This is a genomic window from Micrococcus sp. 2A (assembly GCF_039519235.1).
GTDB lineage: Bacteria > Actinomycetota > Actinomycetes > Actinomycetales > Micrococcaceae > Micrococcus.
This window is the reverse complement of record NZ_CP154351.1, coordinates 424,070-450,424: the sequence shown is the minus strand read 5'-3', so window position 1 is coordinate 450,424 and position 26,355 is coordinate 424,070. Positions and strand designations below refer to the sequence as shown.

19 protein-coding genes and 3 tRNA genes are annotated in these 26,355 nt (G+C 73.9%); 7 read left to right on the top strand and 15 right to left on the bottom strand.

Annotation, left to right across the window (positions count from 1 at the left end):
- Positions 1-93: 93 nt before the first annotated feature.
- Together AAG742_RS02125 and AAG742_RS02120 are read right to left on the bottom strand one after the other, a co-directional pair.
- The gene (locus AAG742_RS02125; RefSeq protein WP_298713894.1) at positions 94-1,098 is read right to left on the bottom strand and encodes a LytR C-terminal domain-containing protein; all 1,005 of its coding nucleotides are present in this window, start codon (positions 1,096-1,098) and stop codon (positions 94-96) included.
- Between the two features lie 3 nt (positions 1,099-1,101).
- Positions 1,102-1,440: a DUF3263 domain-containing protein gene (locus tag AAG742_RS02120; protein ID WP_248115345.1), complete on the bottom strand. Its 339-nt coding sequence runs from the start codon at positions 1,438-1,440 to the stop codon at positions 1,102-1,104.
- Between the two features lie 53 nt (positions 1,441-1,493).
- Here AAG742_RS02120 and AAG742_RS02115 point away from each other — a divergent pair, with 53 nt between their 5' ends.
- Positions 1,494-2,171 (top strand): uracil-DNA glycosylase, encoded by a 678-nt coding sequence (locus AAG742_RS02115; RefSeq protein WP_298713892.1) that lies wholly within the window; start codon positions 1,494-1,496, stop codon positions 2,169-2,171.
- A gap of 39 nt (positions 2,172-2,210) precedes the next feature.
- Here AAG742_RS02115 and AAG742_RS02110 read toward each other — a convergent pair whose 3' ends face one another.
- The 5 genes from AAG742_RS02110 to AAG742_RS02090 all read right to left on the bottom strand — a co-directional run bounded on the left by AAG742_RS02110 (position 2,211) and on the right by AAG742_RS02090 (position 7,491).
- On the bottom strand, positions 2,211-4,199 hold the full coding sequence (locus tag AAG742_RS02110; protein ID WP_343282230.1) for a threonine/serine exporter family protein: 1,989 nt from the start codon (positions 4,197-4,199) through the stop codon (positions 2,211-2,213).
- Between the two features lie 36 nt (positions 4,200-4,235).
- A tRNA-Val gene (locus AAG742_RS02105) sits at positions 4,236-4,309 on the bottom strand.
- 118 nt (positions 4,310-4,427) lie between these two features.
- A complete protein-coding gene (locus tag AAG742_RS02100) occupies positions 4,428-6,365 on the bottom strand; it encodes a S8 family serine peptidase (RefSeq protein WP_298713886.1) in 1,938 nt (645 codons plus the stop codon).
- Between the two features lie 129 nt (positions 6,366-6,494).
- A tRNA-Thr gene (locus AAG742_RS02095) sits at positions 6,495-6,568 on the bottom strand.
- Between the two features lie 56 nt (positions 6,569-6,624).
- Positions 6,625-7,491 (bottom strand): thioredoxin domain-containing protein, encoded by an 867-nt coding sequence (locus AAG742_RS02090; protein WP_298713884.1) that lies wholly within the window; start codon positions 7,489-7,491, stop codon positions 6,625-6,627.
- Between the two features lie 124 nt (positions 7,492-7,615).
- Here AAG742_RS02090 and AAG742_RS02085 point away from each other — a divergent pair, with 124 nt between their 5' ends.
- A complete protein-coding gene (locus AAG742_RS02085) occupies positions 7,616-8,929 on the top strand; it encodes a DUF4032 domain-containing protein (RefSeq protein WP_298713880.1) in 1,314 nt (437 codons plus the stop codon).
- A gap of 6 nt (positions 8,930-8,935) precedes the next feature.
- Here AAG742_RS02085 and treZ read toward each other — a convergent pair whose 3' ends face one another.
- From treZ to AAG742_RS02065, 4 genes are all read right to left on the bottom strand, one after another.
- Positions 8,936-10,987 carry a malto-oligosyltrehalose trehalohydrolase gene (treZ, locus tag AAG742_RS02080; RefSeq protein ID WP_298713878.1) on the bottom strand — a complete coding sequence of 684 codons (2,052 nt, stop codon included), beginning with the start codon at positions 10,985-10,987 and terminating at the stop codon, positions 8,936-8,938.
- Between the two features lie 28 nt (positions 10,988-11,015).
- Entirely contained in the window at positions 11,016-13,481 is a 2,466-nt protein-coding gene (gene treY, locus AAG742_RS02075; protein ID WP_298713876.1) for a malto-oligosyltrehalose synthase, read from the bottom strand.
- 69 nt (positions 13,482-13,550) lie between these two features.
- Complete coding sequence (locus tag AAG742_RS02070) at positions 13,551-14,009, bottom strand: hypothetical protein (protein WP_298713874.1); 459 nt, start codon at positions 14,007-14,009, stop codon at positions 13,551-13,553.
- Between the two features lie 73 nt (positions 14,010-14,082).
- Positions 14,083-15,135 (bottom strand): aldo/keto reductase, encoded by a 1,053-nt coding sequence (locus AAG742_RS02065; RefSeq protein WP_298713869.1) that lies wholly within the window; start codon positions 15,133-15,135, stop codon positions 14,083-14,085.
- Between the two features lie 40 nt (positions 15,136-15,175).
- Here AAG742_RS02065 and AAG742_RS02060 point away from each other — a divergent pair, with 40 nt between their 5' ends.
- Complete coding sequence (locus AAG742_RS02060) at positions 15,176-16,078, top strand: fumarylacetoacetate hydrolase family protein (protein WP_298713866.1); 903 nt, start codon at positions 15,176-15,178, stop codon at positions 16,076-16,078.
- Between the two features lie 90 nt (positions 16,079-16,168).
- Here AAG742_RS02060 and AAG742_RS02055 read toward each other — a convergent pair whose 3' ends face one another.
- The gene (locus AAG742_RS02055) at positions 16,169-17,434 is read right to left on the bottom strand and encodes an endonuclease/exonuclease/phosphatase family protein (protein WP_298713863.1); all 1,266 of its coding nucleotides are present in this window, start codon (positions 17,432-17,434) and stop codon (positions 16,169-16,171) included.
- Positions 17,435-17,630: 196 nt separating this feature from the next.
- On the opposite strand from AAG742_RS02055, the gene AAG742_RS02050 reads away from it, so the two are divergent.
- The gene (locus tag AAG742_RS02050) at positions 17,631-18,437 is read left to right on the top strand and encodes an NAD(P)-binding domain-containing protein (RefSeq protein WP_298713860.1); all 807 of its coding nucleotides are present in this window, start codon (positions 17,631-17,633) and stop codon (positions 18,435-18,437) included.
- A 68-nt stretch (positions 18,438-18,505) separates the two neighbouring features.
- The gene (locus AAG742_RS02045; protein WP_298713857.1) at positions 18,506-20,092 is read left to right on the top strand and encodes a DUF5129 domain-containing protein; all 1,587 of its coding nucleotides are present in this window, start codon (positions 18,506-18,508) and stop codon (positions 20,090-20,092) included.
- A 39-nt stretch (positions 20,093-20,131) separates the two neighbouring features.
- Here the strand turns inward: AAG742_RS02045 and AAG742_RS02040 are convergent, their stop codons facing one another.
- Both AAG742_RS02040 and AAG742_RS02035 read right to left on the bottom strand, forming a co-directional pair.
- Positions 20,132-20,362, bottom strand: coding sequence for a helix-turn-helix transcriptional regulator (locus AAG742_RS02040; protein WP_248115332.1), 231 nt, complete (start codon positions 20,360-20,362; stop codon positions 20,132-20,134).
- Positions 20,362-20,841, bottom strand: a complete 480-nt coding sequence (locus tag AAG742_RS02035) for a DUF2975 domain-containing protein (protein WP_298713854.1) — start codon at positions 20,839-20,841, stop codon at positions 20,362-20,364. The genes AAG742_RS02040 and AAG742_RS02035 overlap by 1 nt, the downstream gene beginning before the upstream one ends.
- 284 nt (positions 20,842-21,125) lie before the next feature.
- On the opposite strand from AAG742_RS02035, the gene AAG742_RS02030 reads away from it, so the two are divergent.
- Complete coding sequence (locus AAG742_RS02030; protein WP_298713851.1) at positions 21,126-25,472, top strand: lamin tail domain-containing protein; 4,347 nt, start codon at positions 21,126-21,128, stop codon at positions 25,470-25,472.
- 197 nt (positions 25,473-25,669) lie between these two features.
- On the opposite strand, the gene AAG742_RS02025 is transcribed toward AAG742_RS02030, so the two are convergent.
- Positions 25,670-25,746: transfer RNA gene (locus AAG742_RS02025), tRNA-Pro, on the bottom strand.
- A 137-nt stretch (positions 25,747-25,883) separates the two neighbouring features.
- On the opposite strand from AAG742_RS02025, the gene AAG742_RS02020 reads away from it, so the two are divergent.
- Entirely contained in the window at positions 25,884-26,348 is a 465-nt protein-coding gene (locus tag AAG742_RS02020; protein WP_298713849.1) for a hypothetical protein, read from the top strand.
- Positions 26,349-26,355 lie beyond the last annotated feature (7 nt).

Below are 26,355 nucleotides of genomic sequence, written 5' to 3'. Positions count from 1 at the left end.
GTCCGGATGCACGCGACCCCCGTGGGCGCCGTCCCCTCAGGGGGTGGCGCCCACGGGGGTCGCACAGCGTCGGCGGACGCGCCGCCGACGGGGTCAGCCGGTGACGACGACGGCGACGCCGTCGACCTGCAGGTTCGGGCTCTGGACGACGGGGAGGCCCAGCTCGCGGCCGACGGCCTCGGCGGCGGCCTTGTCCCCGGAGCGGTTGTACATCACGGTGGAGGCGCCCACGCGGGGGCCGCTCCAGTTCTGGGCGGACACCGACGTGAAGCCGGCGTTCTTGAGCTCCTGCGCGTTGCGGGCGGCCAGGCGGTTGATGCGGGTTGCGTTGTACACCGTCACACGGGTGCTCTTCGCCGCTGCGGCGGCACGGGAGGCCTCGGCCTTGCGGGACGCCTCGGCGGCCTGCGAGCGCGACGCCTCGGCGGCCTGCGAGCGGGAGGCCTCGGCAGCCTGGGAGCGCGATGCCTCGGCAGCCTGGGAACGCGATGCCTCGGCAGCCTGGGAGCGCGATGCCTCGGCGGCGCGGGCGGCCTCGGCCGACGCGGCGGCGGAGCGGGAGGCCTCCGCGTCACGGGACGCCTGGGCGGCGGACTCCTGCGCGGCACGGGAGGACTCGGCGGCCTGCGCGGCAGCGGAGGACTGCTCGGCGGCGCGGGAGGCCTCCGCGTCACGGGACGCCTGGGCGGCGGACTCCTGCGCGGCACGGGAGGACTCGGCGGCCGGGGCGGGCCCGGTGCTCGACGCGTCCGTGGTCGCGGAGGGCGGGGCAGGCTCGGTCGAGGACGCGGCGGCCTCGGAGGAGGAGGCCGGGGCCTCGGTCGTGCTGTCCGTGGGCGCCGAGGAGGACGAGGAGTCCGCCGCGCCGGCCGTCGGGCGGTCGTCCCCGCCGGTGAGCCACGGCAGGATCACACCCAGGAACAGGCCCGCGAGCAGCACGAGCCCGGCGAGCAGCAGCAGCGGGCGGAGAGCGCCCCCGCCTGCGCCGCTGGACGCGGCGGTGGCGCCGGCGGCGGCCGGTGCGAAGGACGCGCGGTGCGCGCCGCGCTGGTCGGTGTACTCGGGGACGTCGTCGAAGCGGTCGGGCCGGTATGCCATCGGTCAGTTCTCCTGGCGGGGGGAAGCGGGAGCGGTGGACGAGGGAGTCACGGGCCTCCTGATCGCCCGTCGCCGGGTGCCGCGCGTGCGCAGCAGGCGACGGACGAGGAGGGGGCGGTAGGCCAGGGCGGCCTCGCGATCCAGCAGTCCGTTCAACACCTGATAGTAGGCGGTCGGCGCCAGTCCGAGGCGCTCCCGGATCGCGTGGTCCTTCGCGCCGGTGTGCCGCCAGGTCGCGGCCTCGAGGTCGAGGACGGCCCGTTCCTGCTCCGTGAGACCGCCGAGGGGCGCGCGGGAGGCGCGCGCGGCGGCGTCGTCGGGGCGGAGATCCGGCTGAGGCATGACGGCCACTGTAGTGACCGTCGCGGCCGTCGGCGCGCGGATACGCTCGGAGCATGGATCTCCTCGCACCCCTGGACCCCGGATGGGAGAGGGCGCTGGCCGCGCAGTCGGACGCCTTCGAGCACGTCGGCGCCGCCCTGCGCGCGCGCCGCGACGCCGGCGAGCACGTCCTGCCCGCACCGGAGGACATCCTCCGAGCCTTCCGCCAGCCCTTCGACGACGTGCGCGTGCTGGTGCTGGGCCAGGACCCCTACCCGACGCCGGGACACCCGATCGGGATGTGCTTCGCGGTGGACCGCCGTGTGCGTCCGCTGCCGCGCTCCCTGGCCAACATCTACCGGGAGCTCCACGACGACGTCGGCGTCACGCCGCCCGAGCACGGCGACCTGACCGCCTGGACGGACCAGGGGGTGCTCCTGCTCAACCGCGTCCTCACGGTGCGCGCGGGCGCGCCGGCGAGCCACCGCGGGATGGGCTGGGAGCAGATCACCGAGGCCGCCGTGCGGGCGCTGGCAGGGCGCGGCACCCCCCTCGTGGGCCTGCTGTGGGGCGCCGATGCCCGGCGCATGGCTCCGGTGCTGCGCGAGGCGGGGTGCGGCGTCGTGGAGTCCCCGCACCCCTCCCCCCTGAGCGCGCAGCGGGGCTTCTTCGGCTCGCGGCCGTTCAGCCGGGTCAACGCCCTCCTCGCCGAGGCGGGCGCGGAGCCGGTGGACTGGCGCCTCCCGGCCTGAGTCGGTCCCGCCCGCCCCGACGACGCCGGGCGGGTCCCGTCAGCGCAGGCGTGGCGGCAGCGCGCGGGGCGAGGAGTCCCGCAGGCGGTCCGTGACGGGCTTGGCCACCGTGTTGCCCAGGGCCACGCCGGCGGCGATCGCGGCGACGATGACGATCGCGTCGACGATCCCGACGATCCCGAGCATCTCCGACTGGGACTCCACGGTGAATCCGTAGAGGGAGCGGAAGATGGTCAGGCCGGGGAGCAGGAAGAGCACGCTGGGCAGCGCGACCACGAGGGCGGGAGCACCGATCCGCTCCGCCACGATCCGCGCCGTGAAGCCGATCGCGGCCGCCGCGATCGCCGGGGCGAGCCGACCGCTCGTGCCCGCCGCGGTGACCGCCGTGAAGACGAGGTAGCCCACCGCGGAGACCGCCCCGCTCGCGAGGATGGCACGACTGCGGTTCTGCTCCACCACCGCGTCGGACATGGACGCCACCGCCACGAGGGCCAGCAGGAGCAGGAACGGGTGGCTCTCCTGCGAGGTCTCGGCGAGGTCCAGCGGCGGCAGCCCGACCATCTCCGCCACCCCCACCGCGAGCATGATCCCTCCCATGATCCCCGCGTAGACGAGCAGGGCGGAGATGAAGCGGCCGGCGGCCGTGACGGGGAACCCGTTGATCGCGTCCTGGGTGGCCGTCACGAACCGCACCGTCGGCAGGAGCATCATGATGCCGCCCGCGGTCACCACGGCGGGGTTGACGGGCACCCGGAGGGCGAACGCCACCAGGGCGATGACCGTGGCGAGGAAGGCGGCGAACATGGCGGAGAAGATCTCGGGGAAGCGGGCCCTGTCCGCCTGGACCTTGAGCCAGAACACCAGCCACGTGGAGACCATGCCCAGCAGAGCGCCCTCCCAGGAGCCGCCGATGAACGGGACGAAGCAGCCCGCGAACACGCCCGCGAACAGGACCTCGAAGAAGGGCGGGAACGGCTTGGGCCGGTGGCGGATCTCCACGAGACGGCGCTGCGCCTCGGAGCGCTCGACCTTCCCCTCGGAGATCTGCTCCACGAGCCGGTGGACGGCCACGAGGCCGTCGAAGTGCGTGGACGAGGAGCGCACCACGCGCTGCAGCGTGTACGGCACCTCGCCGCGGGAGGAGTCGGGCGCGTAGTTGAGGGAGATGGCCTGGTTGGTCAGGTCCACCTCGGTCTCCTGGATGCCGTAGGCCTGGGTCACCACGATGATCGAGGTCTCCACGTCCAGCGAGGTGGCCCCGAAGCTGAACATCGTCTCCCCCAGCTTGAGGGCGAAGTCCAGGGTGGTCCGCGCCTCGACGGAATGGTGCTCGACGTCCCTGCGCTGCTGGAGGGTGGAGCGCATCCTGCGCCCGTACGGCGAGCTCTGCAGACGCTCCACCATGGCGAGGGTCTGCGTGGGCAGGGCCTCCTCGAACACGGCGCGGTCCTGGCGCCCCCGCCGCCCTCGGCGCCGGCCCTTCTTCTCCGGCGGGCCGTGCGGAACCACCGGGTCCGGGACGGTGACGTCCGGTTCGGGGATCACGGCCGGCGCGGGCAGGGCGCCGTCGGCGTCCGCCGGGGAGAGCACCGAGGTGGGCACCTGCTCCGAGAGCGGCGGCTCGGTCAGGGGCGAGTCGGCGGCCGGGGTGGGAGTGGCGTCCTCCGCCCCGTCCGCCTGGACGACGCCCTGGTCCGGGTGCAGGCCGGGGTCTGCCGCGAGCCCGGTCTCGTTGACGGCGTCCTCGTCCAGCAGCAGCGGGTCCAGGTCCACCGCCGAGTCCGGGCTGAGCATCACCGGGGGCGCCGGCCGCCCGGGGGACTCCGCGGCGGCCGCGGGGCGGATCACGGGGATCAGGGTGGGCTCCGCGGCGGGCTCGGGGATGCGCGGGTCGAAGCGCTCCGCCTCCTGGGGGCCGTCCGGGTCCACGCCGTCCACCGTGTCCTTCCTGCGCTCTGCGCCTGGCTGCTCCTCGATCGCGGCTGGTCGCCGGTGACATCCAATCACGCCGGACGCACCTTCGGGCACGCAGAAGGGCCCTCCCGAAGGAGGGCCCCGCTGCGGTGGATCTTACTGGACTCGAACCAGCGACCTCTCGCGTGTGAAGCGAACGCTCTAACCAACTGAGCTAAAGATCCGCGCGCGTCCCGTTCCGCCGTGGCGGACCGGACAACTCGCAGAACTCTACCGGATCCCCCCGGCGGGGGCAAGTCCGCGCGACGGCGGGAGGGCCGGCCGGCCCTCCTGCCGCTCGCCTCACTTCGCGGAGAGCGCGAGGTCGTCGAGGCTGAAGGCCGTCCAGGCGGACGAGTCCTCCACGCCCCGGAACTGCAGGGTCACCGTCCTGCCCGCGAAGCGGGAGACGTCCACGGTGTGCTGCACCCAGCCGCGACCCTTCTCCACGTTGGAGTGGGTCTTGAGGGTGTACGTGCCGTATGCGCCGTCGCGGACCTGCACGGACAGCTTGTCGTACGCGGTGGACGAGCTGGTCTCGGCCGAGTCGACGCGCACCCAGTAGGACAGCGTCGTGGTCGTGCCGGCGGGCACGGCCACGGTCTGCGAGAGGGTCGCGGTGTTCGCGTAGCCGAGGTTGTTGAGCACGCCGTGGTAGACCCCCGAGTGCGGGGAGACGGACTCGTACCGCGACCGGCCGGTGCCGCTCCAGCCGGTGGCCCCCGACTCGAAGCCCGGGTTCACCAGCAGGTTGCCGGAGGGCGCGGGGGCCGGCTCCACGGGAGCAGTCGGGTCGGTCGGCGCCGTCCCGCCGACGGCGGCGACGGCCGCGGTGGCGTCGGCCAGGCCGGCGCCGCAGCCCTCGGAGCAGGTCACGGGCATGGCGCGGGCGGTCGACTTCAGGGTGGACTCGACCTGTGCCGGGGTCAGGCCGGGCTGCTTCGTGAGCATGAGCGCGGTCAGGCCCGCCACGTGCGGGGTGGCCATCGAGGTGCCGTTGTAGGAGGCGTAGCCCGCGCCGGACGGCCGGGTGGTGCCCGTGTTGACCGTGGAGATGATGGAGCTGCCCGGCGCCGTCACGTCCACGGCGCTGCCGTAGTTGGAGAAGGAGGAGCGGCGGCCGGAGGAGTCGGACGCGGCCACGGTGATGGTGTTCTGGCAGTTGGCGGGGCGGGCGTTGGCGGCAGGCTGGTTCTCGTTGCCGGCGGCCACGACGACGGGCACCCCGCGACCCACGGCCGCGTTGATGGCGTTCTGGTAGGTGGTCCCGCAGGTGCCGGAGCCGCCGAGGGACATGTTGATCACGTCGGCCGGGGTGGCGTTCAGGGGGGCGCCGGGCACGGAGCCGCCCGCGGACCACACGATCGCATCGGCGATGTCGGCGAGCGAGCCGCCGCACTTGCCCAGCACGCGCACCGGCTGGATCTTCGCGTTCGGGGCCACGCCCACGACGCCCACCGTGTTCGCCGCGGCCGCCACGGTGCCGGCCACGTGCGTGCCGTGCCAGGAGGAGTTCGACGGGTTGGGATCGCCGCACTCGCCGGCGAGGTACCAGTCGCCCTCGTCGGCGGGGTTGGCGTCACGGCCGTTGCCGTCACGCGAGGAGGTGGTGTTGGAGATGAAGTCGTAGCCGGCCACCACGTTGGCGTTGAGATCCGCATGGGAGGTGATGCCGGTGTCGATCACGGCGACGATCGAGCCGGTGCCCGTGGTGCTGTCCCACGCCCCCGGCACGCGCATGCCGTTCACCCCGGTGAAGCCCCACTGCTGCCCGTAGGACGGATCGGCGGGGGTGAGGCCGCTCGCGGTCATGATGGCGTTCGGCTCCACGGCCTCCACCAGGCTCGAGGCCTTCAGGTCCGCCATGAACGCGGCGGACGCGGAGGGGCTGAGCTTCTCGTCCGTGGCGATCACGTGGGAGCCGAGCGCGGTCTCGCGCAGCTCCTTCACGGACACGCCCGCCTCCTTCGCCGCCTTGCCCCACGCGAGGGCCCTGCCCGTCGGGCGGGAGACGGACGCGGTCTCCTTGTAGGTGACGATGAAGGAGTCGTAGCCGTCCGCGTTCGGGTCCGCGGCGGTGGACGCGGCCGTGCGCGCCGGGGCGGAGACCGCGGGGCGTGAGGCGTCGGGGGCGGCATCGACGGCGACGGCCGGCGAGGCGCCGAGGGCGCTGCCGGCCACGACGGCGGCGGCGAGCAGGGCGCCGAGACGACGCGTGCGGGAGGGGGGAGAGGGCGTCATCGTGCTGCTCCTCGAGGGGACGGGCCACCGCCTGCGGTGGAGTCCGAGGGATCGGGCACCGGGGGTGACGCGGCTCACACTAGGGCACGACGCGCGGAGTTGACCAGCACGGATGCAGAGGTCGTCGCGAGCCCCCTACCGGATTCGAACCGGTGACCCTCTGTTTACAAGGCAGATGCTCTGGCCAGCTGAGCTAAGGGGGCGGGCAGGGGGCCGGGTCCGCGCGGGCGCGGCACCGACCCCCTGAAGGATACCGGGATCAGCCCTCGATCTTGGCGGACGCCCAGTCGCCGAAGGAGTCCTCGGCGCCGTCGATGGCCCAGTTCTTGCCGTCCATGAGGACGGTCGGCGTGCCGCCGACGCCGGCGGCCTTGGCCTTGGCGGTCGCGTACGCCACGGCGGGCCGGTAGGCGTCGTCCTTCACGCAGGAGGAGATGTCCGCGCCGAGCTCCTCGGCGCGGTCCACGAGCTCGTCGTCGGAGATGCCCTTGCCCCCGTGCTGCTGGTAGGCCGCGAACAGACCCTCGACGAAGGCGTTGTAGGCCTCGGGCTTCTGCTCGGCCACGCAGTACGCGGCGTTCGCGGCGCGCGCCGAGTAGTTCTGGTTGCCCGGGGTGCTGAGGAAGTCGACGATCCGGTACTCGACGGTCGCCTTGCCCTCGTCGAGCCACGTGTTCAGCTGCTCGGCGTTGCTCATCTCGAACTCGGCGCAGTGCACGCAGTTGAAGTCGGCGTACACCACCACGTGGTGGGGCTCCCCGTCCGCGGGCGCCTCGGCGCCCGGGACGCTCTCCGGCTGGCCGCCGGCGCCCTCGGGGACCTGCACGTCGGCGGCCTTGACCTCGCCGACGTCCTCCCCGCCGTCGGCGAGCGCGGTGGTGGAGGTGAGGGCCACGCCGCCCTCGGTGTTCGCGACGGCGGGCAGGGGCCCGGCCTCGGCGGCGGCGTCGCGGCCCTGGTTCACCACGAGCGCCACCACGAGGGCGGCCGCGAGCGCGGCGGCGAGCACGGCGCCCCAGATCCAGAGGGAGCGGCGGCGGCGGTCCCTGCGCTGCTGCTCCTCCTGCATGCGGCGGGCGCGCGCTCGGGCGTCGGTCGACGGCGTCGAGGCTCTGCTGCTGGCCAAGGGTCCTCCTGGGGTCGAAGTGTGCGTCCCGGTGCGCTCCGGGCGGCGGGCGCGGGCACCTGCCGGGGCCGGGCTCGCGATGCGCGAGGTGAGCATATCCGCCCAGTCTGGGAGGATCGGCGGCATGGCCCCCCCGGAGACGAACGCCCCCTCCCCCGCCGACCGCCTGACCGTCACCGGCGCCCCGTCCGGCGACGCGACCGAGGACCCCGCGACGGCCCTGCTCGCGCTGCCGTGGTCCACGCCGCTCGAGGAGTGGCCGGAGGACGTCCTCGCCGCCCTGCCACGCGGCATCTCGCGGCACGTGGTGCGCTTCGCCCACGTGGGCGGGAGCATCGTGGCCGTCAAGGAGACCACGGAGGAGCTCGCCTTCCGCGAATATCGGCTGCTGCGCCGCCTCGCGGACCGCCCGCCGCCCTCGGTGGAGCCCGTCGCGGTCGTCACCGGACGCACCCGCGACCACGGCACGCCCCTGCCCGCGGCACTGGTCACCCGGCACCTGCGCTTCTCCCTGCCCTACCGCGCCGTGTTCTCCGAGCGGCTGCAGCGGCCGACCCTCGTGCGGCTCATGGAGGCGCTGGCGACCCTGCTGGTGGAGCTCCACCTGGAGGGGTTCTTCTGGGGCGACGTCTCGCTCTCCAACGTGCTGTTCCGCCGGGACGCGGGCGGATTCGCGGCGCACCTGGTGGACGCGGAGACCGGCGAGCTGCGGGAACGGCTCTCCACGGGCCAGCGCGAGCACGATCTCGAAGTGGCCCGCGTGAACGTGGGCGGTGAGCTGCTGGACCTGCTGGCCAGCGGGCTCGCCGACCCGGACGTGGACCCCGCGGCCACCCCCGACCTCATGGTGGACTCGTACCGCCGGCTGTGGGAGGAGCTGACCGCTCCGGTCGCCTTCCCCCGTGCCGAGCCGTGGCGCATGGACCGCCGATTCCGCCGCCTCGGCGAGCTCGGCTTCGAGGTGGAGGAGTACTCCCTGCGGGCGGCGGAGGCCCCCGGCATGATGACGGCCCGGCCCACGGAGGTCCTCGCAGGGTTCCACCGGCGCCGCCTCGAGCGGCTCACGGGCCTGCACGTGCAAGAGAACCAGGCCCGACGCCTGCTCGTGGACATCGACGCGGCCCGGCGGGCCTGGGACCCGTACCTGGACATGGAGGGGGCCGCCCATCGCTGGGTCGTGGAGGTCTTCGATCCCGTGGTGCACTCCGTCCCACTCGAGCTGCGCGCCAAGCTCGAGCCTGCCGAGATCATGCACCAGCTTCTCGAGCACCGCTGGTACCTCTCCGAGGCGCGGGGCGCGGCCGTGCCCCTCCAGGAGGCCGTGGACTCCTACGTGGACACGATCCTGCGCGCCCGCAGGGACGAGGACGCGCTCGCCCTGCACCCCACCACCACGATGCTGCGGGCCGTGCCCGACCTGGAGCCCGGCGCGAGCTGAGCCGGCTCAGCGCCGCAGCAGCAGGAAGCCCGGCGCGGCCACCTCCACCGGCGCGGCGGCGGGCGCCTCCGCGTCCGCGGCGAGCGGGCCGGCGTCGGTGTGGCCGGCGAGCACGTGCGCGCCCCGCAGGTCCTCCGGGACGGTGAGCGGGAGGTCGCCGAGGGCGGCGAGGAGCACGACGTCGCCGCACGCCGCCTGCTCGGCCCGTCCGCGCTCGAGGCGCACGTGCCGTCGCTCGGGGTCCACCCACGCGCGGGTGAGCGAGCGCCGCGGCTCCGTGAGTGCCGGCAGGGTGCGGCGCAGCCCGATGAGGCGGCGGTACGTCTCCTGCACGCGGGCCCCGCGGCCCTGCCCCGGCTCGGCCCAGTCGAGCACCGCGGAGTCGCGGGTGACCCGGTCCTGGGGGTCGGGCACGTCGGCCGGGTCCCAGCCGTGCGCGCCGAACTCGCGACGCCTGCCCTGGCGCACCGCCTCGCCCAGGTCCTCGTCCGGGAACGAGGTGAAGAACGCCCACGGTGTGCTCGCCGCGAACTCCTCGCCCATGAAGAGCAGGGGCACGTTCGGGCCGGTGAGCAGGAGGGCCGCCTCCGCGGCCAGCGACCCCTCGCTCAGAGTCGCCCCGGTGCGGTCCCCGGCGGCGCGGTTGCCCACCTGGTCGTGGTTCTGGATGCTCACGATGAACGCCTCGTTCGGCACGTCCGCCGGAACGGGACGCCCGTGGTCCCGTCCGCGGAACGTCGAGCGGGTGCCGTCGTGGAAGTACGCCCGCTCCATCACCTTGGCCACCGCCTCCAGGGGCGCGAAGTCCGCGTAGTAGCCGCCCGTCTCCCCCGTCGTCGCGACGTGCAGGGCGTGATGGACGTCGTCGTTCCACGCGGCGGCCAGCCCCAGCCCGCCGGCGGAGCGCGGGAGCACGAGCCGGGGGTCGTTGAGGTCGGACTCCGCCATGAGCGGCACGGGGCGGCCCGCGCGGGCCGCGGCCTCGTCCGCGAGCGCGGCCATCTCCTCGAGGAGGTGCACGGCGCGGGTGTCCCGCAGGGCATGCACGGCGTCCAGGCGCAGCCCGTCCACGTGGAACTCCTCGATCCACATGCGCACGTTGTCCAGGATGTGGCGGCGCACCTCGTCCGAGTCCGGACCGTCCAGGTTGACGCCCTCGCCCCAGCCGGTGTCCCCCGCGGTGAGGTACGGGCCGAAGGCCCCGAGGTAGTTCCCGGCGGGGCCGAGGTGGTTGTAGACCACGTCCTGCACCACGCCGAGCCCCGCGGCGTGCGCGGCGTCCACGAAGCGCCGGTACGCCTGAGGGCCGCCGTAGGACTCGTCCACCGCGAACCACGCGACGCCGTCGTAGCCCCAGTTGCGGGGGCCGTTGAAGGAGTTCACGGGCAGCAGCTCGAGATGGGTCACGCCCAGCTCGACGAGATGGGGAAGCCGCTCGATCGCGGCCTCGAGCGTCCCCTCCGCCGTGAAGGTCCCCACGTGCAGCTCGTACAGCACCGCGCCGCGCAGCCCCCCGCCCTGCGGGGCGGCCGGATCCGCGGGCACGCCGGCCGGCCCGCGCCAGTCCGCGTCCGTCCACGCGAAGTCCGCGCCCTCGACGTCGCGGCGGGAGGGCCCGTGCACCGTGTCCGGCTGGCGGCGCGAGCGCGGATCCGGCACGGGGTCGCCGCCGTCCACGCGGTAGCCGTAGCCGGGGTCGGCGGGGGCCGGGGTGCCGAGCACGGCCGCCGGGTCCTGCGACGGCGTCCACCACCCGCCGGTCGCGCGGTCCATGGCCACCGCGCGGGCGCCCGCCCAGCGGTCCTGCGCGTCGTGCCGCGACCCGGGCACGGCGTCCACGAGCACGAGTTCGACGGTCTGCGCGTGCGGAGCCCAGACCGCGTAGGGGGTGCGCCGCGCCTGGGCCGCGGCCTCCGGCTCCGCACCGGTGGGGTCCACCGGATCGGCCCCGATGCGGCGCAGGCCGAGGCCCGCATCCGGCACGGGGGCGGCGACGACGCCCGCGGCGGCCTGCGGCGCGCGGGAAGGGGCGGTGTCGGGGGCGGTGTGGTCGCGCATGGCGGGTCTCCTGGGGTGGACGGATCGGTCAGGCGGCGGGCACGAGCAGCGCCACCGGGAGGTCGTGCAGCAGCTCGGCGAGCCGCACGGCGCCCCGCTCGTCCGGTTCGACGCGGCGGCCCGTCACGGCGTCCTCCCACGCCCCGGCGGGGACGGTCACGGTGGTCTCCCCCCAGCCGCCGCGCTCGGTGAGCGTGGCGGGCCAGCGGGTGGCCACGGCGAGGGCGCCGCCGCGGCTGAAGGCCACGGCGTGCTCGGCGGCCGGACCGGAGACGTCCAGCGGGCGGTATCCCGTGAACAGCTCCGGTCGGTCGCGGCGGGTGCGCAGCGCCGCGGCGACCACGGCGAGCTTGGCCGCGTCGGGGTCCTGGCGCGTGGGGCGCCACCCCGTGTCGAGGCGGTCGAGGAGGGCGGCGCGGGCCGCGAAGTCCACCGGGCGGCGGTTGTCCGGGTCCACGAGCGAGGGGAACGGGAGCTCGGTGCCCTGGTAGACGTCCGGGACGCCCGGCGCCGTGAGCTGCACGAGCTTGTGGCCCAGCTGCACCGCGAGCCCGGCCTCGGAGATCCGGTCCGCCACCGCCTGCACGAGGCCGCGCGCGGGGCCGTCCGCCGCCGTGACGGCGTGGGCCAGCTCCGCGAGGCGGGCCTCGTAGTCGGCATCCTGGTCCGTCCACGTGGTGTGGACGGCGGCCTCGCGCGCCGCCTTCTGGAGGAAGCCGAGCACGCGCTCGGCGTCCGGCGCGGTGCCGTCCGTGGGCCACACGCCCACGATGGACTCCCACACCAGGCGCGCGGCGTCCGGCTCTCCCAACGGGTGGAGGGCGCACAGCTGCGTCAGATCGGCCGCCCAGCGCTCGGGGTCCTCGGCCAGCACGGCGATGCGGGCGCGCACGTCCTCGCTGCGCTTCGTGTCATGCGTGGTGAGTGTGGTCATGGAGGAGGGCCAGGACGCCTGCCGTGCCTGCTGCGCGGCGTGGAACCCGCTCAGGGTGAGGGCGACGTGCGCGGGATCCCCGCCCACCTCGTTGAGGTTGGCCCACCGGGCATACCGGTAGAAGGAGCGGTCCTCCACGCCCTTGGCCATCACCATGCCGGAGGTCTGCTGGAAGCGTCGGGCCACCGGGGACTCCGGGTCCGAGAGCACCGCGAAGAGGTCCGCGAGCACGGGTGCGAGCTCCGGTCGCTCCACGGCGGCCGCCTCGACGGCCGCCTCGAGGTGGCCCTGTCCCACGGGGAGGTAGGTGCGGTACACGGGCAGCTGGGCGAGCACCTCCGCCAGGCCCGCGGTGAGGGCTTCGTCGTCGTGGGCGCCGAGGACGCCGGCCGCGCGGGCCTCCCGCACGAGGCGCCCGGTCTCGGCCGCGAGCGAGCCGGTGGCCACGTCCTCCTTGGCCTCGGCGATCAGCTCGTGCCATTCCGCGCGGCGGGCCGCGTCCTCCTCGGGCGTCCCCCCAGCGGCGCGGGGCATGAACACGCGCTCGACCTCGCCCAGGGCGTCGTAGCCGGTGGTCCCGTCCGCGTCCCACGCCGCAGGCAGGAGCTCGCCGGGCTCCAGGATCTTCTCCACGACGAGCCAGCCCTGCGGCAGCACGCGTCGACGCAGGAGGCGGAGGTAGCCGGCCGGGTCCGCCAAGCCGTCCGGATGGTCCACGCGCAGCCCCGAGACGAGCCCCTCGCGCACCCATCGGGCGATCTCCGCGTGGGTGGCGTCGAAGACCTCCGGGTCCTCGACGCGGACGCCCGCGAGGGTGGTCACGGTGAAGAAGCGCCGGTAGTTCAGCCCGGCGTCCCCGCGGCGCCACCCGATGAGGCGGTAGTGCTGCAGCTCGTGCACGGCGTGGGCCAGTCGGGCGCGCTCGGGGGTCGGATCGTCCTCGGGGCGGGCGCCGGCGAACACCTCAGCGGCGCGCAGGCCGGTGGCGGCCTCGGCACGCTCGAGCGAGCCGGGGGCCAGCGGATAGGCGGTGTCCCAGTGCAGGAGCCGGCCGGCGTCCGGCCCCTCGCCCGGGACCACCACCAGGCGCTCGATCGCGGCGTCGTCCCCGCGATCGTCTCCCTCAGGACCGTCTTCCAGGACGGGAATGAGCACACGGCCGTCCCCGGCCCCCCAGTCCACGTCGAACCACGCGGCGTGCTGCGCTTCCCGGCCGTGCGCCAGCAGGTCCCACCACGCCGGGTTCGCCTCGGGCGTGGCCACACCCACGTGGTTGGGGACGATGTCCACGAGGACCTTCATCCCCACCTCGTGCGCGGCGCGCGCCACCTCGGCGAGGCCCTCGGCGCCTCCGCGGGCGGGGTCCACGCGGCTGGGGTCCACGACGTCGTAGCCGTGGTCCGAGCCCGGCTCCGCGGCGAGCAGCGGGGAGAGGTAGAGCCAGTCCACGCCGAGCCGGTGCAGGTACGGCACGAGCTCGGCCACGGAGGGCAACGGGAGGTCCGGGCTGACCTGGAGCCGATAGGTGGACGCGGGCACGGGACGCTCTGCGGGGATCACTCCGCCGACGCTAACAGAGGCTCCGGACGCGGCAGGAGGACCGGACGGCGCCGCCCGCGCCGAGGGGGCTCAGCGCCCCCCGGGCACGTCGTCGAAGATGTCCTCCCCCACCAGGGGCTCCCCCGTGGGCTCGAGGAGCACCAGCTCGTCCTCCAGCACCGTGCCGTCCGCGGTGGTGAGGTCGGCCATGAAGCCGCTGCCGGACTGCCGGATGCCCTCCACGGCCGTGTAGCCGTACTTCCGCACGAGGTTCTCCCGGAGGGCGGCGAGCCCGCTGAGGTGCAGCCAGACGCCGAGCCCCAGCAGCAGCCCCGTCACTGCGAGGAATCCCATGCCCACGCGGCGCTGCGTGCGGGTGTCCCGCAGCAGCCTTACGTCCTGGTTGCGCCCCGTCGACGCCGCGAACCGGCGGTGCCGGTGCGCGCGCCACGCCCCCGCGACCACGAGGGCGACGCCCGCCACGGCCGCGACCGCGGCCGCCCAGTAGAGGATCCAGGGCGTCCAGAGGTCCACACGCGAGAAGTCCATGGCTCCATTGTGGGCCATGTCACATCGAGTGCTCGTGCCGCGGGCGCGGACTCACCCGCCCCGGACGGCGGGGTCAGGGCAGGTTCTCGCCTCGCGCGGCGGTCCAGAGCCGATGCCACTGCGCCGCATCCATCGCGGCGGCCACCTCGGGCGCTGCGGCGCACGCCGCAAGTCGGGCGGGGTCCTGGCTTCCCACCACGGGGCGCACGCCCCACGGCAGCTTGAGCAGCCAGGCGAGGACCACGGCCTCCCGCCCCGCGCCCAGCTCCTGCGCCACCTTCGCCACGACGGCTGCCGGCCCGCCCGCCGAGGCCAGTGCGGCGGCCTCGGCGGGGTCGGTGGGCACCGAGCCGTCCGAGCCCGGGGTGAAGCGGCCCTGGCCGAGCGGACCCCAGGCCTGAAGCTCGATCCCCTCCTCGGCGCACACCCGCCCCAGGTCCGCCGCGCCGGCGGTGGCCGGGGCCGCGCCGTGATTGGCGAGGACCTCGGCCTCCACGAGGGTGCGGTGGTGCAGGCCCAGCTCGAGCTGCGCGCAGGCCAGGCCCGTGCCGTCTGCGGCGAGGCGGCCGAGGGCGCGCTGGAACGACAGGAGGCGACCGGTGCCGAGGTTGGACACCCCGAGCCGGCGCACCAGCCCGGCCTCCCGCGCGTCGAGGAACGCCCGCACCGTGTCCTCCACGGGAGTGAGCACGTCCGGGCGGTGGATGATCAGCGTCTCCACCGCGCCCGCGCCCAGGCGGCTCAGCGAGCCTTCGAGGGCGCGGCGCACGTGCGCCGGAGAGGAGTCGTAGCGCGTGGCGCCGCCTCCCGCGGGGTCCTGCCCGGGGAGCACGATCCCGGCCTTCGTCTGCACACGCAGGCGCCCCCGCTCGGCCGGGTCCAGCTCGGCCAGCAGGGCCCCCGTCGTCGACTCGGAGAGGCCGCCGCCGTAGATGTCCGCGGTGTCCAGCACCGTGATGCCGGCCTCGAGGCCAGCGCGCAGCGCGCCGCGCGCCCGCGCCAGGGCGACGTCGGCGCCGGCGCCGGGGCCTGCGCTGTGGGGACCCTCGCCGTCGTCGACGGGGACGCCCCATCCCATGGTGCCCAGGATCAGCGGGGACGCGGCGGCGTGCTCGGCTGTGCTCATGCCCTCAGCGTCTCATGGGGCCCTGTGGTGAGATGGGCGCATGAAGCTCGCCACGTTCCGCCAGCCCGACTCCGACGCCGCCTACCCCGGGGACACCTTCGCCGCCGTCATCACCTCGGTGCACCCGGATGACCCCGAGGTCGCGGTGCGCGCCGTGGCCCTCCCCGGCTGCCGCGACGTCGGCGAGCACCTGACCTCGACGCCGCAGGAGCAGAAGGAGCGCGTGGAGCAGGCACTGCGCGCCGCCAAGGAGGACCACTCCCTCCTGCTGGACACCACGCAGCTGGTGTACGACACGCTCATCCCGTTCCCCACGAAGGTGATCTGCGTGGGGCTGAACTACACGGACCACATCGCGGAGACGGGCCAGCAGCGCCCCGAGCATCCCACGCTGTTCGCGAAGTTCGCGCAGTCGCTCACGGGCGCGCTGGACCCGATCGAGGTCCCCGAGGAGGACCACCGCGTGGACTACGAGGGCGAGCTGTGCATCGTGATCGGCGAGCCCGGGCGGCGCATCGCGGTCGAGGACGCGCGCGCGCACATCGCCGGGTTCGCCGTGGCCGACGACGTCTCGATGCGCGGCTTCCAGGGCCGCACCTCCGAGTGGCTCCAGGGGAAGGTCTGGGAGGCCTCCACCCCCGTGGGCCCGTGGCTCGTCACCCCGGACGAGCTGTCCAAGGGCGCCCGCATCCTGACCCACGTGAACGGGGAGGTGCGGCAGGAGAGCCACGTGGCCGACGTCGTGTTCTCCCCCGAGCAGCTCGTGGCCTACGCCTCGCAGCTGATCACGCTGAACCCGGGCGACCTCATCCTCACCGGCACCCCGGCCGGCGTCGCGCTGGCCCGCAAGGACGAGGAGGGCCGCCGCCCGTGGCTGCGCGCCGGCGACGTCGTGGAGGTGGAGATCACCGGGCTGGGCCGGCAGCGCAACGAGCTCTGCTGATCCGCGCAGACGGCGACGAGCCCTGCGTCGTCGCGCCTGTCCGCGGCGGACAGGCGCGACGACGCAGGGCTCGTCTGGAGCTGAGGGGCCTCAGAGCTTGCCGGGCGCCTTCACGTCCACCCAGGTGAGGCGGTGGTCGGAGGTGGGGAACGGATACTCGCCGGTCAGCTCGGAGCCGGGCTGGCCCTTCTCGGGCCAGAAGACGCCAGCGCCGCGCAGCGGGAGGTTCTTGGACGGCAGCGCCAGGTCCACGCGGAGGTTGCCCGGGGCCGGGCTGTCGTTGAAGTCGGCCGTGTCGAGGCTCGGGTCGCCCTCGTGCGTCAGATTGGCGCCGCCCTGCAGCACGGACGCCTCGGCGCCGCCCGCGGAGGTGGGCTTCGGGTCGCGGATGCGGGAGTGCAAGAGCAGCTGGTCGATCGCGCCGTCCCACGAGTCGCCGTCCACCGGGTCGGCGTTGTAGTCGCCCAGGATGACGAAGCGCTCGCCACGGTCCAGGCCGCCGTGCACGCCGGCGTCGTCGTAGAGGTACTCGGCGGTCTTGCCGCCGGTGACGTAGTCGGCCCACAGGCGGATCTCGTCGTGGTTGCGGCGCTTGTTGCGCATCTCCGGGCCGTCGAAGGACGGCGGGGTGGGGTGCGCGGCGAGGAGGTGCAGCGTCGTGGTGCCGACCTGCACGGGCACGTCCCAGTGGGACTTCGAGGACAGGCGCAGCTGCTCCTGCTCCTCGGGGCTGTAGAAGTCGGTGGGCATGACGTTGCCCGGCATGTCCTGCCAGCGGATGTCCTGGAAGGTGCGGATCTCGTCCTCGAGGATGGGGTGCTGAGAGTAGACGACCATGCCGTACTGGCCCGGGAACAGGCCGAAGCCCCACGCGTCGTCCGGGCCGCCGACCGTGCCGTCGTTGTTCAGGTCCAGGCCCGAGGGGACGCCCGTGTTCACGGGAGCGGTGTAGCGGTACGCGTACTCGATGGGCTCGTGGCCGTTCTGGCCCACGGAGAGGTAGTTCTCCTGGAACAGGCGGGCGCCCTCACCGGCGGCGTCGAAGTCGAACTCGTTGACCAGCAGGATCTCGGGGCGCGTGGTCTGCACGACCTCGGCGATGTTCTGGGCCTGCGCGTTGTCCAGCGTGGAGAGGTCGCGGACCAGCTGGCCCTCGGCGCCGCGGTTCAGGGACGCGTTGTACGTGGCGATGCGCACGTCGTGCTTGGTGCGGGCCTCGACGGCCTTCGCCGGTCCGGCCTCGACGGCGGCGCGGGCCTTGGCGTGCGGGGCGGGAGCCGCGCCGGAGGCGACGGCGCCGGTCACCGCGAGCGCGCCGACGGCGATCGCGGCACTGAGGGTGCGGAGGGGACGCATGGGGAGACTCCTTCGGGAGGGGACGACGACGGCGGCCACGGTACGGCGCGCAGACGCCGGGCCGGTGGCGCGGCGGTGAACAGTCGGTGCGGGGCGGGACCACCTGAGAGACGAGCCCTGGGCTGTGGGGCCCATCGGCGCCGGACGTGGACGACGACGCAGGGCTCGTTCCCTCCTCCCGTGATGGGATGGTCCCATGAGCCCGACGTCCGTGGACCCCGCCCTCCCCCGGTTCCCGCATCTCCCGTCGACCGTCGGGATCCTGGGGGCCGGCCGCGCCGGCACCGCGCTCGCCCGCGCCCTCGCGCGCATCCCCCGGCTCCATCCCTGGATCGCCGCGCCTGACGTCGTCATGGCCGCCACGCGCCGGCCCGCGGCGGTGCAGCGCCACCTCGGCATCTACGCCCCGGAGGCGGTGGCGGTCGCCCCGGAGGACCTCGCTCAGGCGGAGCTGACCGTGGTCGCCGTCCCGCGCGAGGCCCTCGACGACGTCGACCCCGCCTGGTTCGCCGGGCCCGCCACCCGGGCGGTGGTGGACATGACCAACACCTGGGAGGCCGAGCCCCTGCCGGACTGGATGGACCCGCACGACGGCGACCCACGACTCGGCACGGAGCGCCTCGCCGCGCGCTGGGCGGCGGCCGGGCTCACGGCGCCCCTGGTCCGCGCGTTCTCCGAGATCTCGCACCACGACCTGGGCGTCGCAGGCCGCACCGAGGCACCGCGCTGGGCGCTCGCCATCGGCACGGAGCGGCACACCGACGGCGGGGGGCATGCCCTCCCCGGCGGACGGGAGCGGCTGCGCGCCCGGGACACGGTGATCGACCTCGTCCACGCGATGGGCTTCGACGCGGTCGTGTACCAGGGGTTCGAGGAGGGAGTCCGGCTCGAGCCCGGCGGCCCCGCGTTCGGCTCAGGCGGAGACCTCGAGGAGCTGTCCCGCCGCATGAGCTCTTCTCCGGAGTGGCCGGATGCGCGACCGGACGCGTGGCCGCGGGAATGACGCCGACGCCGCCCGCGCCTGTGCGTAGGCTGTCATCGACTGATCACCCGGACCCCGAGAGGACCGCCATGACCCGGCCGACGCCCGACGCTCCGCTCTCCTCCCCGCGCTGCTCGGGCCCGCACCGCACCGCACCTCGCGCGGCCGCCCTGGCCCTGGCTGCCGCCGCGGTGGCCGGTGCGGGGACTCCCGCCCTGACCGCGGGGGCCGTCGCCGGGACGTCCGCGGCCGCGGCCCTCACCCTCGCGCCTGCCGCGAGCGCCGTCCCGGCCGAGAAGGTGGACCTCGCGGACACCGCGGGGATCCTCGACCGGAACCAGCTGCTGCGCGACCTCGCGGAGATCGAGTTCCGCGAGCCCACGCGCGTCGCCGTCTTCACCGAGCGCGGCCCGGACATCCGGGACCTCGACGAGGACCGCCGGTCCCAGGCCTTCAACGGGCGCGTCCTCGACCACGCCCGCACGCAGCGGCCCGACTGGCTGAGCGCGGACGGGCAGAAGTGGGCGGACGGGCTCGTGATCGTCGCCGTGGACCCGGACAACCGGATGCTCGGCGTGTACCAGGGCGAGGACCGCAGGCTCAGCACGGACACACAGGCGGCCGTCCGCGACGACGGCAAGGACGCGGCCCGCGACGCGCGGTGGACGGACGCCGTCGTGGACATCGTGGACTCGGCGGCCTCCCACATCGGGCGGCCGCTGCACGAGGAGCCGGGCCTGTGGTTCGGCGCGGGCGGCGTCGCGGTCGGAGGGGCGGCCGCGGCCGCGGCGGTGATCGCCACCCGGCGATCCCAGCGCCGGAAGGCCGAGGCCGACCTCGACGCGGCCCGCACCCACCTCACCAGCGTGACGATGGACTGGGACGCCACGGAGGTGAACGCCTCCACCGTGCCGACCGACGACCCGTTCGGCGCACGCCTGATGGAGCGGTTCCGGGGCTTCCACCAGTCCACCCTCGACGCGACGCGGCGGCTCGAGGACCTCGACGCCGTGCCGCCGGGCCGCCGTCACGCGAAGTCCTTCAGGAAGGACGCCGGCAGCCTGCGCGACGACGTCGCGGAGCTCGACCGCCTCGACGACGCGATCGCCGATGCGAACACGTTCCTCAACCGCCTCCCCGGCTGGGAGGACGCCTGGGACCGCCAGGCCGGGCCCCTGCGCTCGGACCTGGACCACGTCGGCGACCTGCGCGAGCACCTCGACGGGGTCGCGGGCGCGGCGGCCCCGCTGGGCGCACTCGAGTCCTTCCGCACCGAGGCCCTGGGCGAGCTCGAGTCGACCGGTGCCGGCCTGACCGAGCGGAGGGTCACCCCGCAGGCGGCGCTCGAGTCGCTCGACCGCCTCCGCCGCCGGCTCACCGACCTCCTGGAGCAGGTCGCCCAGGCGGTCTCGCTCGCCCAGGACGACTCGGACGACATCCGGCTCATGGAGGAGGGGCTGGACGAACACCGCCGTCGTCCGCGGGACGCGCGCGGCTCGATCCTCGACGCCGGCGACGGCTGGCGGACGTACTGGACGATCACCTCGTTCGACGCCGGCTACCGCGCCGGCGTCTCCTCCGTGGAGTCGTCCCACCAGAGCTCGACGGGCTCGGGCACCGGCTACGGCTCCTCCGGCGGCTCGTTCTCGGGCTCCGGTTCGTCGGGCAGCTTCTGAGCGGGGCGCCGGCGCCTGCTCCGCCGGGCCTGGCCTGCCTCAGGCGCGGGCGCCGACGTCGTCGCCCTCAGGGACCCACTCCAGCAGATCTCCCGGCTGGCACTGCAGGACCTCGCACATCCGATCGAGGGTGGTCAACCGCACCGCCTTGGCCCGCCCGTTCTTCAGCACCGCCACGTTGGCCGGCGTGATGCCCACCCGCTCGGCGAACTCCCCCACGGACATCTTGCGGCGGGCCAGTTCGACGTCGATCCTCACCACGATGGGCATCAGATCACCTCGTCCATCTCGGTGCGCAGCCGCGTGGCGCGCACCAGGAGGGCCCGCATCACGAGCATGAGCAGCGCCATGGCCAGGCCCGTGGCGACACCGGCGAACAGCAGGAGGAGCCACAGCGGCGGGCCGGCGACGGTGGCGGACTGATAGGTGAGCGTGGCCGCGCACACGAGAGCGCCGCCGAGGAAGGCGCCCACGATGGCGTTCACCCATGGCAGCGCACGGGAGGTGAAGATGCGGTCCGACCGGGTCAGGGCCAACAGGCGGATGGTGCACACGATCCCGCCCTGGACGCACGCCAGGCCGAGGATCGCGAGAACGGTGATGGGCCAGCGCATGTGGGCCTCGGCGGGGAGCTCTCGAGCCATCTCCGCGCCCAGGGCCGGCAGGCCGATCACCTGCAGGAGGAGGATGAGCACCCCGACGGCCGCGAGCAGCGCCTGGAGCACCCAGGTGGTGAGGCGATGTGTCATGACCCGAGTTTCGACTGGAACCTATTGACAGTCAATACCTTTCCGCCGCGCCCCTCAGAGCCACGGCCCCGCCATCCGGATCCTCCCCACGGCCTGCTCAGAGCGGCGCACACCCCCAACGGCACCACACCCCACGCCCTCCGCGTCCTTGTCAGGCGCTGGAAGTGCCCTCACGGCCGGGCCGTCGTCGACCGTTCACCTTCCCGTGGCCGAACGATCGAATCGTCGTCGCCCACGACTGGAACAGTGCGGAAGTCACCCGTCCGTCACCCGAAGGATCACCCATGGCTCCCCTGCCCCACGGATCACGTCAGCTCGTCGCCCTGACGGCTGCCGCCGCCCTCGTGGCCTCGCCGCTCGCGGCCTCGCCCGCCAGCGCCGCGCCCACCTTGCCGGCGCTGATGATCACCGAGATCGCCCCGGACACCGCGGGCTCCGACCACTTCGAGTTCATCGAGGTCCGGAACACCGGCGACACCGCCGTCGACCTGTCGCAGGCCGGTCTCGCCTACATCTACGCGGACAGCGACGACACGTCCCGCGACGTCGCCCTGAAGGTGCCGTCGGGCACGCTGGTGCAGCCGGGCGAGACGGTCGTGCTGTGGCTCTCCTACACGAGCAGCACCGTCGACAGCTTCGCCCGCACCGAGCAGGACTTCCGCGACTACTGGGCCACCGAGGGCGCCGGGACCGACTACCGCCTCGTGCGCGTGGAGGGCCAGCCCGGCATGGCCAACGGCGGTGAGCGGGGCGTTCGCCTCACCCTGCCCGACGGCACGACGACGTGGTCCTTCTATCCCGCGGGCTCGACCTCGGCGGGCCGCAGCGCACAGTTCCGCGTGGACGACGACGGCGACGCCGGAACCGCGCTGCTGGAGGGGCCGGCCGTCCCGACCCCGGGCCAGGTCTCGTCCGACGCGCTCGCCTCCCCGACCCCGGAGCCCGATCCCGGGGAGCCGGCGCCGGTGCCGGATCCCTCGCTGGCCACGGCGCCGCTGCAGATCACCGAGGTCACTCCTGACACGGCGAACGTCGACGGCGCAGACGGCTACGAGTTCATCGAGGTCTACAACGCGACCTCCGAACCGGTGGACTTCGGCGACTACACGCTCGACTACCTCTACCCCGCGGACGATCTGACCAACAACAACGTCGTCACGTGGCCGGCAGATCCCGCCTCCTTCCTCATTCAGCCGGGCGAGACCGTCGTGTTCTGGATCAAGAACGGCAAGAACGACCACCTCACATCGGACGACTTCAACACCCACTTCGGCACCGACCTCGCGGCCGGAACCGAGCTGGTGGAGATCCACACCGGCGGCATGGCCAACGGCAGCCCGCGTGGCCTGCAGATCGTCACGAACACCGGCTTCCCGGTGAACACGGCCTACTACAACCTGAACGGCGCGGACGACGCGATCGCCGACCAGGGCATCCAGTACGCCGTCGACCCGGCTGACCCGAACCGGCAGACCCTCGTCGGCACCGCCCCCGCCTCCCCCGGCAGCGTCACCACCGAGCAGGTCCCCGCCGGCCTCATGCTTCCCGCCGCGGACGCCGCCGGACCCGTCATCGAGGACCGGACCGCCACCGAGGTCGACCCGGCGACGGACTTCCCCATCGAGCTGCACATCGCTGACGACGTCCAGGTCAAGACGGTCACCGTGGCGGTGCGGACCTCCGGCATGGCCGAGCCCGTCACGCACACCCTGCGGGCTGCCGAAGGCGACCTCTACCGGCACGTCATCAACGCAGTCGACCTCACCGGTCAGCGGTGGGTCGAGTACTCCGTCGTGGCCTCCGACGGCACGCACACCACGGAGCTGGAGACCCACCGTGTGCCGGTCGCGGGCGTCGATCAGAGTGGCGTCCGCCTGTCCGTGGCCGAGGGCGAGGTCGTCTCCGGCCGCGAACGGATCACCGCCGGCGGCGACGCCTACCCCTCCACGACCACCGTCGCGGTGGACGGCGTGCGTGTGGAGGGCACCGAGGCCGCACTCGAAGGTCGCCCGGTGTTCGCCTTCGAGGCCACCAGCACCGACGCCTTCTTCCGCAACGGCGTGCTCGTCGGTGACGAGGTGCTGCACATCTTCGACGAGGGCTTCTACGACCGAGAGGTCACCGTGCCCGTCGACGTGCCGCTCGAGCACATCACCGCCGGGGAGCCGCTGACGCTCAGCGTCTATGCGGGCACCAAGGCCCGGCCGAAGATCGACCCGGACGAGAACAACGACGACTTCCAGATCCGCAACCTGCGCCTCGTCCTGCCGGACGGCCGCACCCTGCGCCCGGCAGGCCTCGAGGACGGCACGCAGTGGATCCCCATGGGCGACTCCGCGGGCAAGAACGACTACGTCGACGCCGCCTTCGACCTGCCCCAGGACGCCTTCTCCGCGACCGCGTTCGACTGGGACACCACCACGGTGGCCGACGGCGAGCACACCGTGACGGCGACGGACGGCACCACGACGGTCACCCGGACCGTCACCGTGGACAACACGAGACCGGAGATCAGCACCGACCTGGCCGACGGCGCGGAGGTCCGCGGCGCCCACACCCTTCAGGCCACTGCCTCCGATGCCGGGGCCGGCGTGGACGTCCTCACCGCCGAGCTGGACGGCACGCCCGTCGAGCTTCCCCATGAGATCAGCTCGCTGAGCCTGCCGGCGGGCGAGCACCGGCTCGTGCTCACCGCGCGGGACCTGGCCGGCAACACCTCGACCCGGACGATCACGTTCACGACTCCGGTCGAGCAGCCCGGGGCGACGCCGGTGTCACCGGCGGACGGCGCAGCCGTCGACGGCCCGGACGTGGAGCTGTCCGCGACCGTCACGGACCCCAGCGGCGATGCGCTCGACGTCGACTTCTACGCGGGCCGGGAGGTCGTTCCGGGCGAGGAGGGCCTCGACGTGTGGACCGGTGAGACCACCGTGGCCGCGGCCACCGAGCGGGACGGCAAGGTCGTGGCCGACGCCGCGGCGCTCGAGCTGATGGGTGCCGACGACGGCCGTGAGCACGTCGTGAGCTCGGACGACGCATTCCCGTACCAGCTCCTCGAGGTCCCCGTCGACGACGTCACCGCCGAGGGGAAGGTGCGCGTCACCTGGGACGGCAGCGCCAATCCGGACGCCAAGGTGATCCTCTCGGTGCTGAACACCGCCACCGGTCGCTGGGAGGAGCTCGACCGCGCCCTGACGACCGGGGACAACCCGACGGAGTTCACGCTCGAGGGCCTCGTCGACGTCGCAGACCACGTGCGCGACGGCAGCGTCCAGCTGCTCGTCCAGCACTCGGAGGGCTTCGCCCACACCGACCTGAGCACCCGCGAGTCCGCGGTGGCCGGCGGCCACCCGGAGGACGTGCCCCGCTCCGAGTACGACTTCACCCTCGGCTGGGAGTCGGACACGCAGTACTACAACGAGACCTGGTACGAGCATCAGCTCGCGATCCACGAGTACTTCCTCCAGGCGCGCGAGCGGCTCAACCTGGCCTACGTCTTCCACACGGGCGACATCGTGGACGAGTGGGACAAGCCGGAGCAGTGGGAGCGCGCCGACGACGCCTACCGGATGCTCGACGAAGCCGGTCTGCCGTATGGAGTCCTGGCCGGCAACCACGACGTGGGGCACGCCCTTGAGGACTACGGGCCCTACGGCACGTTCTTCGGCGCGGAGCGGTTCGACGGCAACCCCTGGTACGGCGGGTCGTACGAGGACAACCGGGGCCACTACGACCTCATCACGGTCGACGGCGTGGACTTCATCATGCTGTACCAGGGGTGGGGGGCCGGCGACGAGGAGATCGCCTGGATGAACGAGGTGCTGGCCCAGTACCCCGAGCGCACCGCGGTCCTCAACCTCCACGAGTACATGCTGACGACCGGCGGCCTCGGACCGATCCCGCAGCGGATCTACGACGAGGTCGTGGCGACCAACCCGAACGTCTCCCTGGTGTTCTCGGGTCACTACCACGACGCCTTCACCCGCGTCGACGGGTTCGACGACGACGGGGACGGGGTCGACGACCGTCAGGTCACGCAGGTTCTCTTCGACTACCAGGGCCTCGCGGAGGGCGGCCTGGGATACCTGCGCCTGCTGCACTTCGACAACGAGGGGCAGCGGATGCTCGCCCGGACCTACTCGCCGTCCCTGCAGGACTACAACGCCGATGATCCGTCCCTGGAGCCGCAGCAGCAGGAGTTCGAGGTGTCCTACGCCCAGCTCGGCATCGAGTCGCGGACCAAGACCCTCGGGACCGACGCCGTCACCGTCGAGGTGCTGACCGGCAAGCTCATCGACCAGCAGGCCGACGTGGCCTCCGGCTCCACCGTGAGCTCGACCTGGGCAGGCCTGACGCCCGGCGAGTACGGCTGGTACATCCGCACCGAGGACCCGTACGGCGCCGTCGACCTCAGCGCCGTGCGTGAGTTCGTCGTCGTGTCCCCCACCGAGCCGCCCGTCGAGGTGGAGCCGGGACCTGCCCCCTGGCATCCCGGCAAGGGCAAGAGCATCAAGGACGGCGTCCCCCCGGGACACCGCGACGGCCACCCCGGCAAGGGCAAGGGCCTCAAGGACGGCGTCCCCCCGGGACACCGCGACGGCCACCCCGGCAAGGGCAACGGTCGTCCCTGACGGCCTCAGAACGGGAGGGGCGGGACGCGCGTCCCGCCCCTCCCGCTTGTTCGAGCAGGCAGGCGCGGCCCGGTGGGGCACCGCCGGCCGCCGTGTGGTCGGCACCGTCCACGGCAACGGGGATGACGACGGCTGCTCGGCACCTTGACGGTGCCGACGACGAAGGCCCCCGCTCAGCTGAGCGGGGGCCTTCCCTGTGGTCGGGGTGACAGGATTTGAACCTGCGGCCTCGTCGTCCCGAACGACGCGCGCTACCAAGCTGCGCCACACCCCGTTGGCGGTCGAAGACCGGAATCCAACAGGGAGCCACACTACCACGGTGGAGTGACGGAGCCAAATCAGCCCATGCCCCCGCTCGTCAGGCAGGATGGTCACGACGCCGCCGCCGCAGGTGACAGCAGAGGAGGAGAGATGCACTGGCCGCCCTGGAGGCACTCCTCCCGCGCCGACATGCCCGCTCGCGCCGAGGACCGGCCGCGAGGCGTCCGTGAGAGCCTGGCCCCGAGGGAGGACCTCAAGGCCGCCGCCGACGGCCTCCGCGAGCTGCTGACGCGGGAGAGTGACCGTCTGCGCCCGGACACGTGGAGGGAACTGTGGGACCTCCATGCCGGGGTGGAGGCACTACTTCCCGCCTGGGATCGGATGGCCGCCGCGCGCGCAGCGGAGGCTCTCGACGTGCTCGACGTCCTGCAGCGGCACCTCCCCCGAGCCGTGGACGCGTTCCTCGCCATCCCAGACGACCAGAAGCCCTGGCACGCCGACAAGTTCGCTCGGCAGATCGAGGTCCTGGGCCGGCGGGTCGAAGGATCACGGCGCCGGCTCACGCGTGTCCTGACCTCAGCCCTGGAGGCCCAGGGAGAGCTGCTGGAGGACTGAGGGTTCG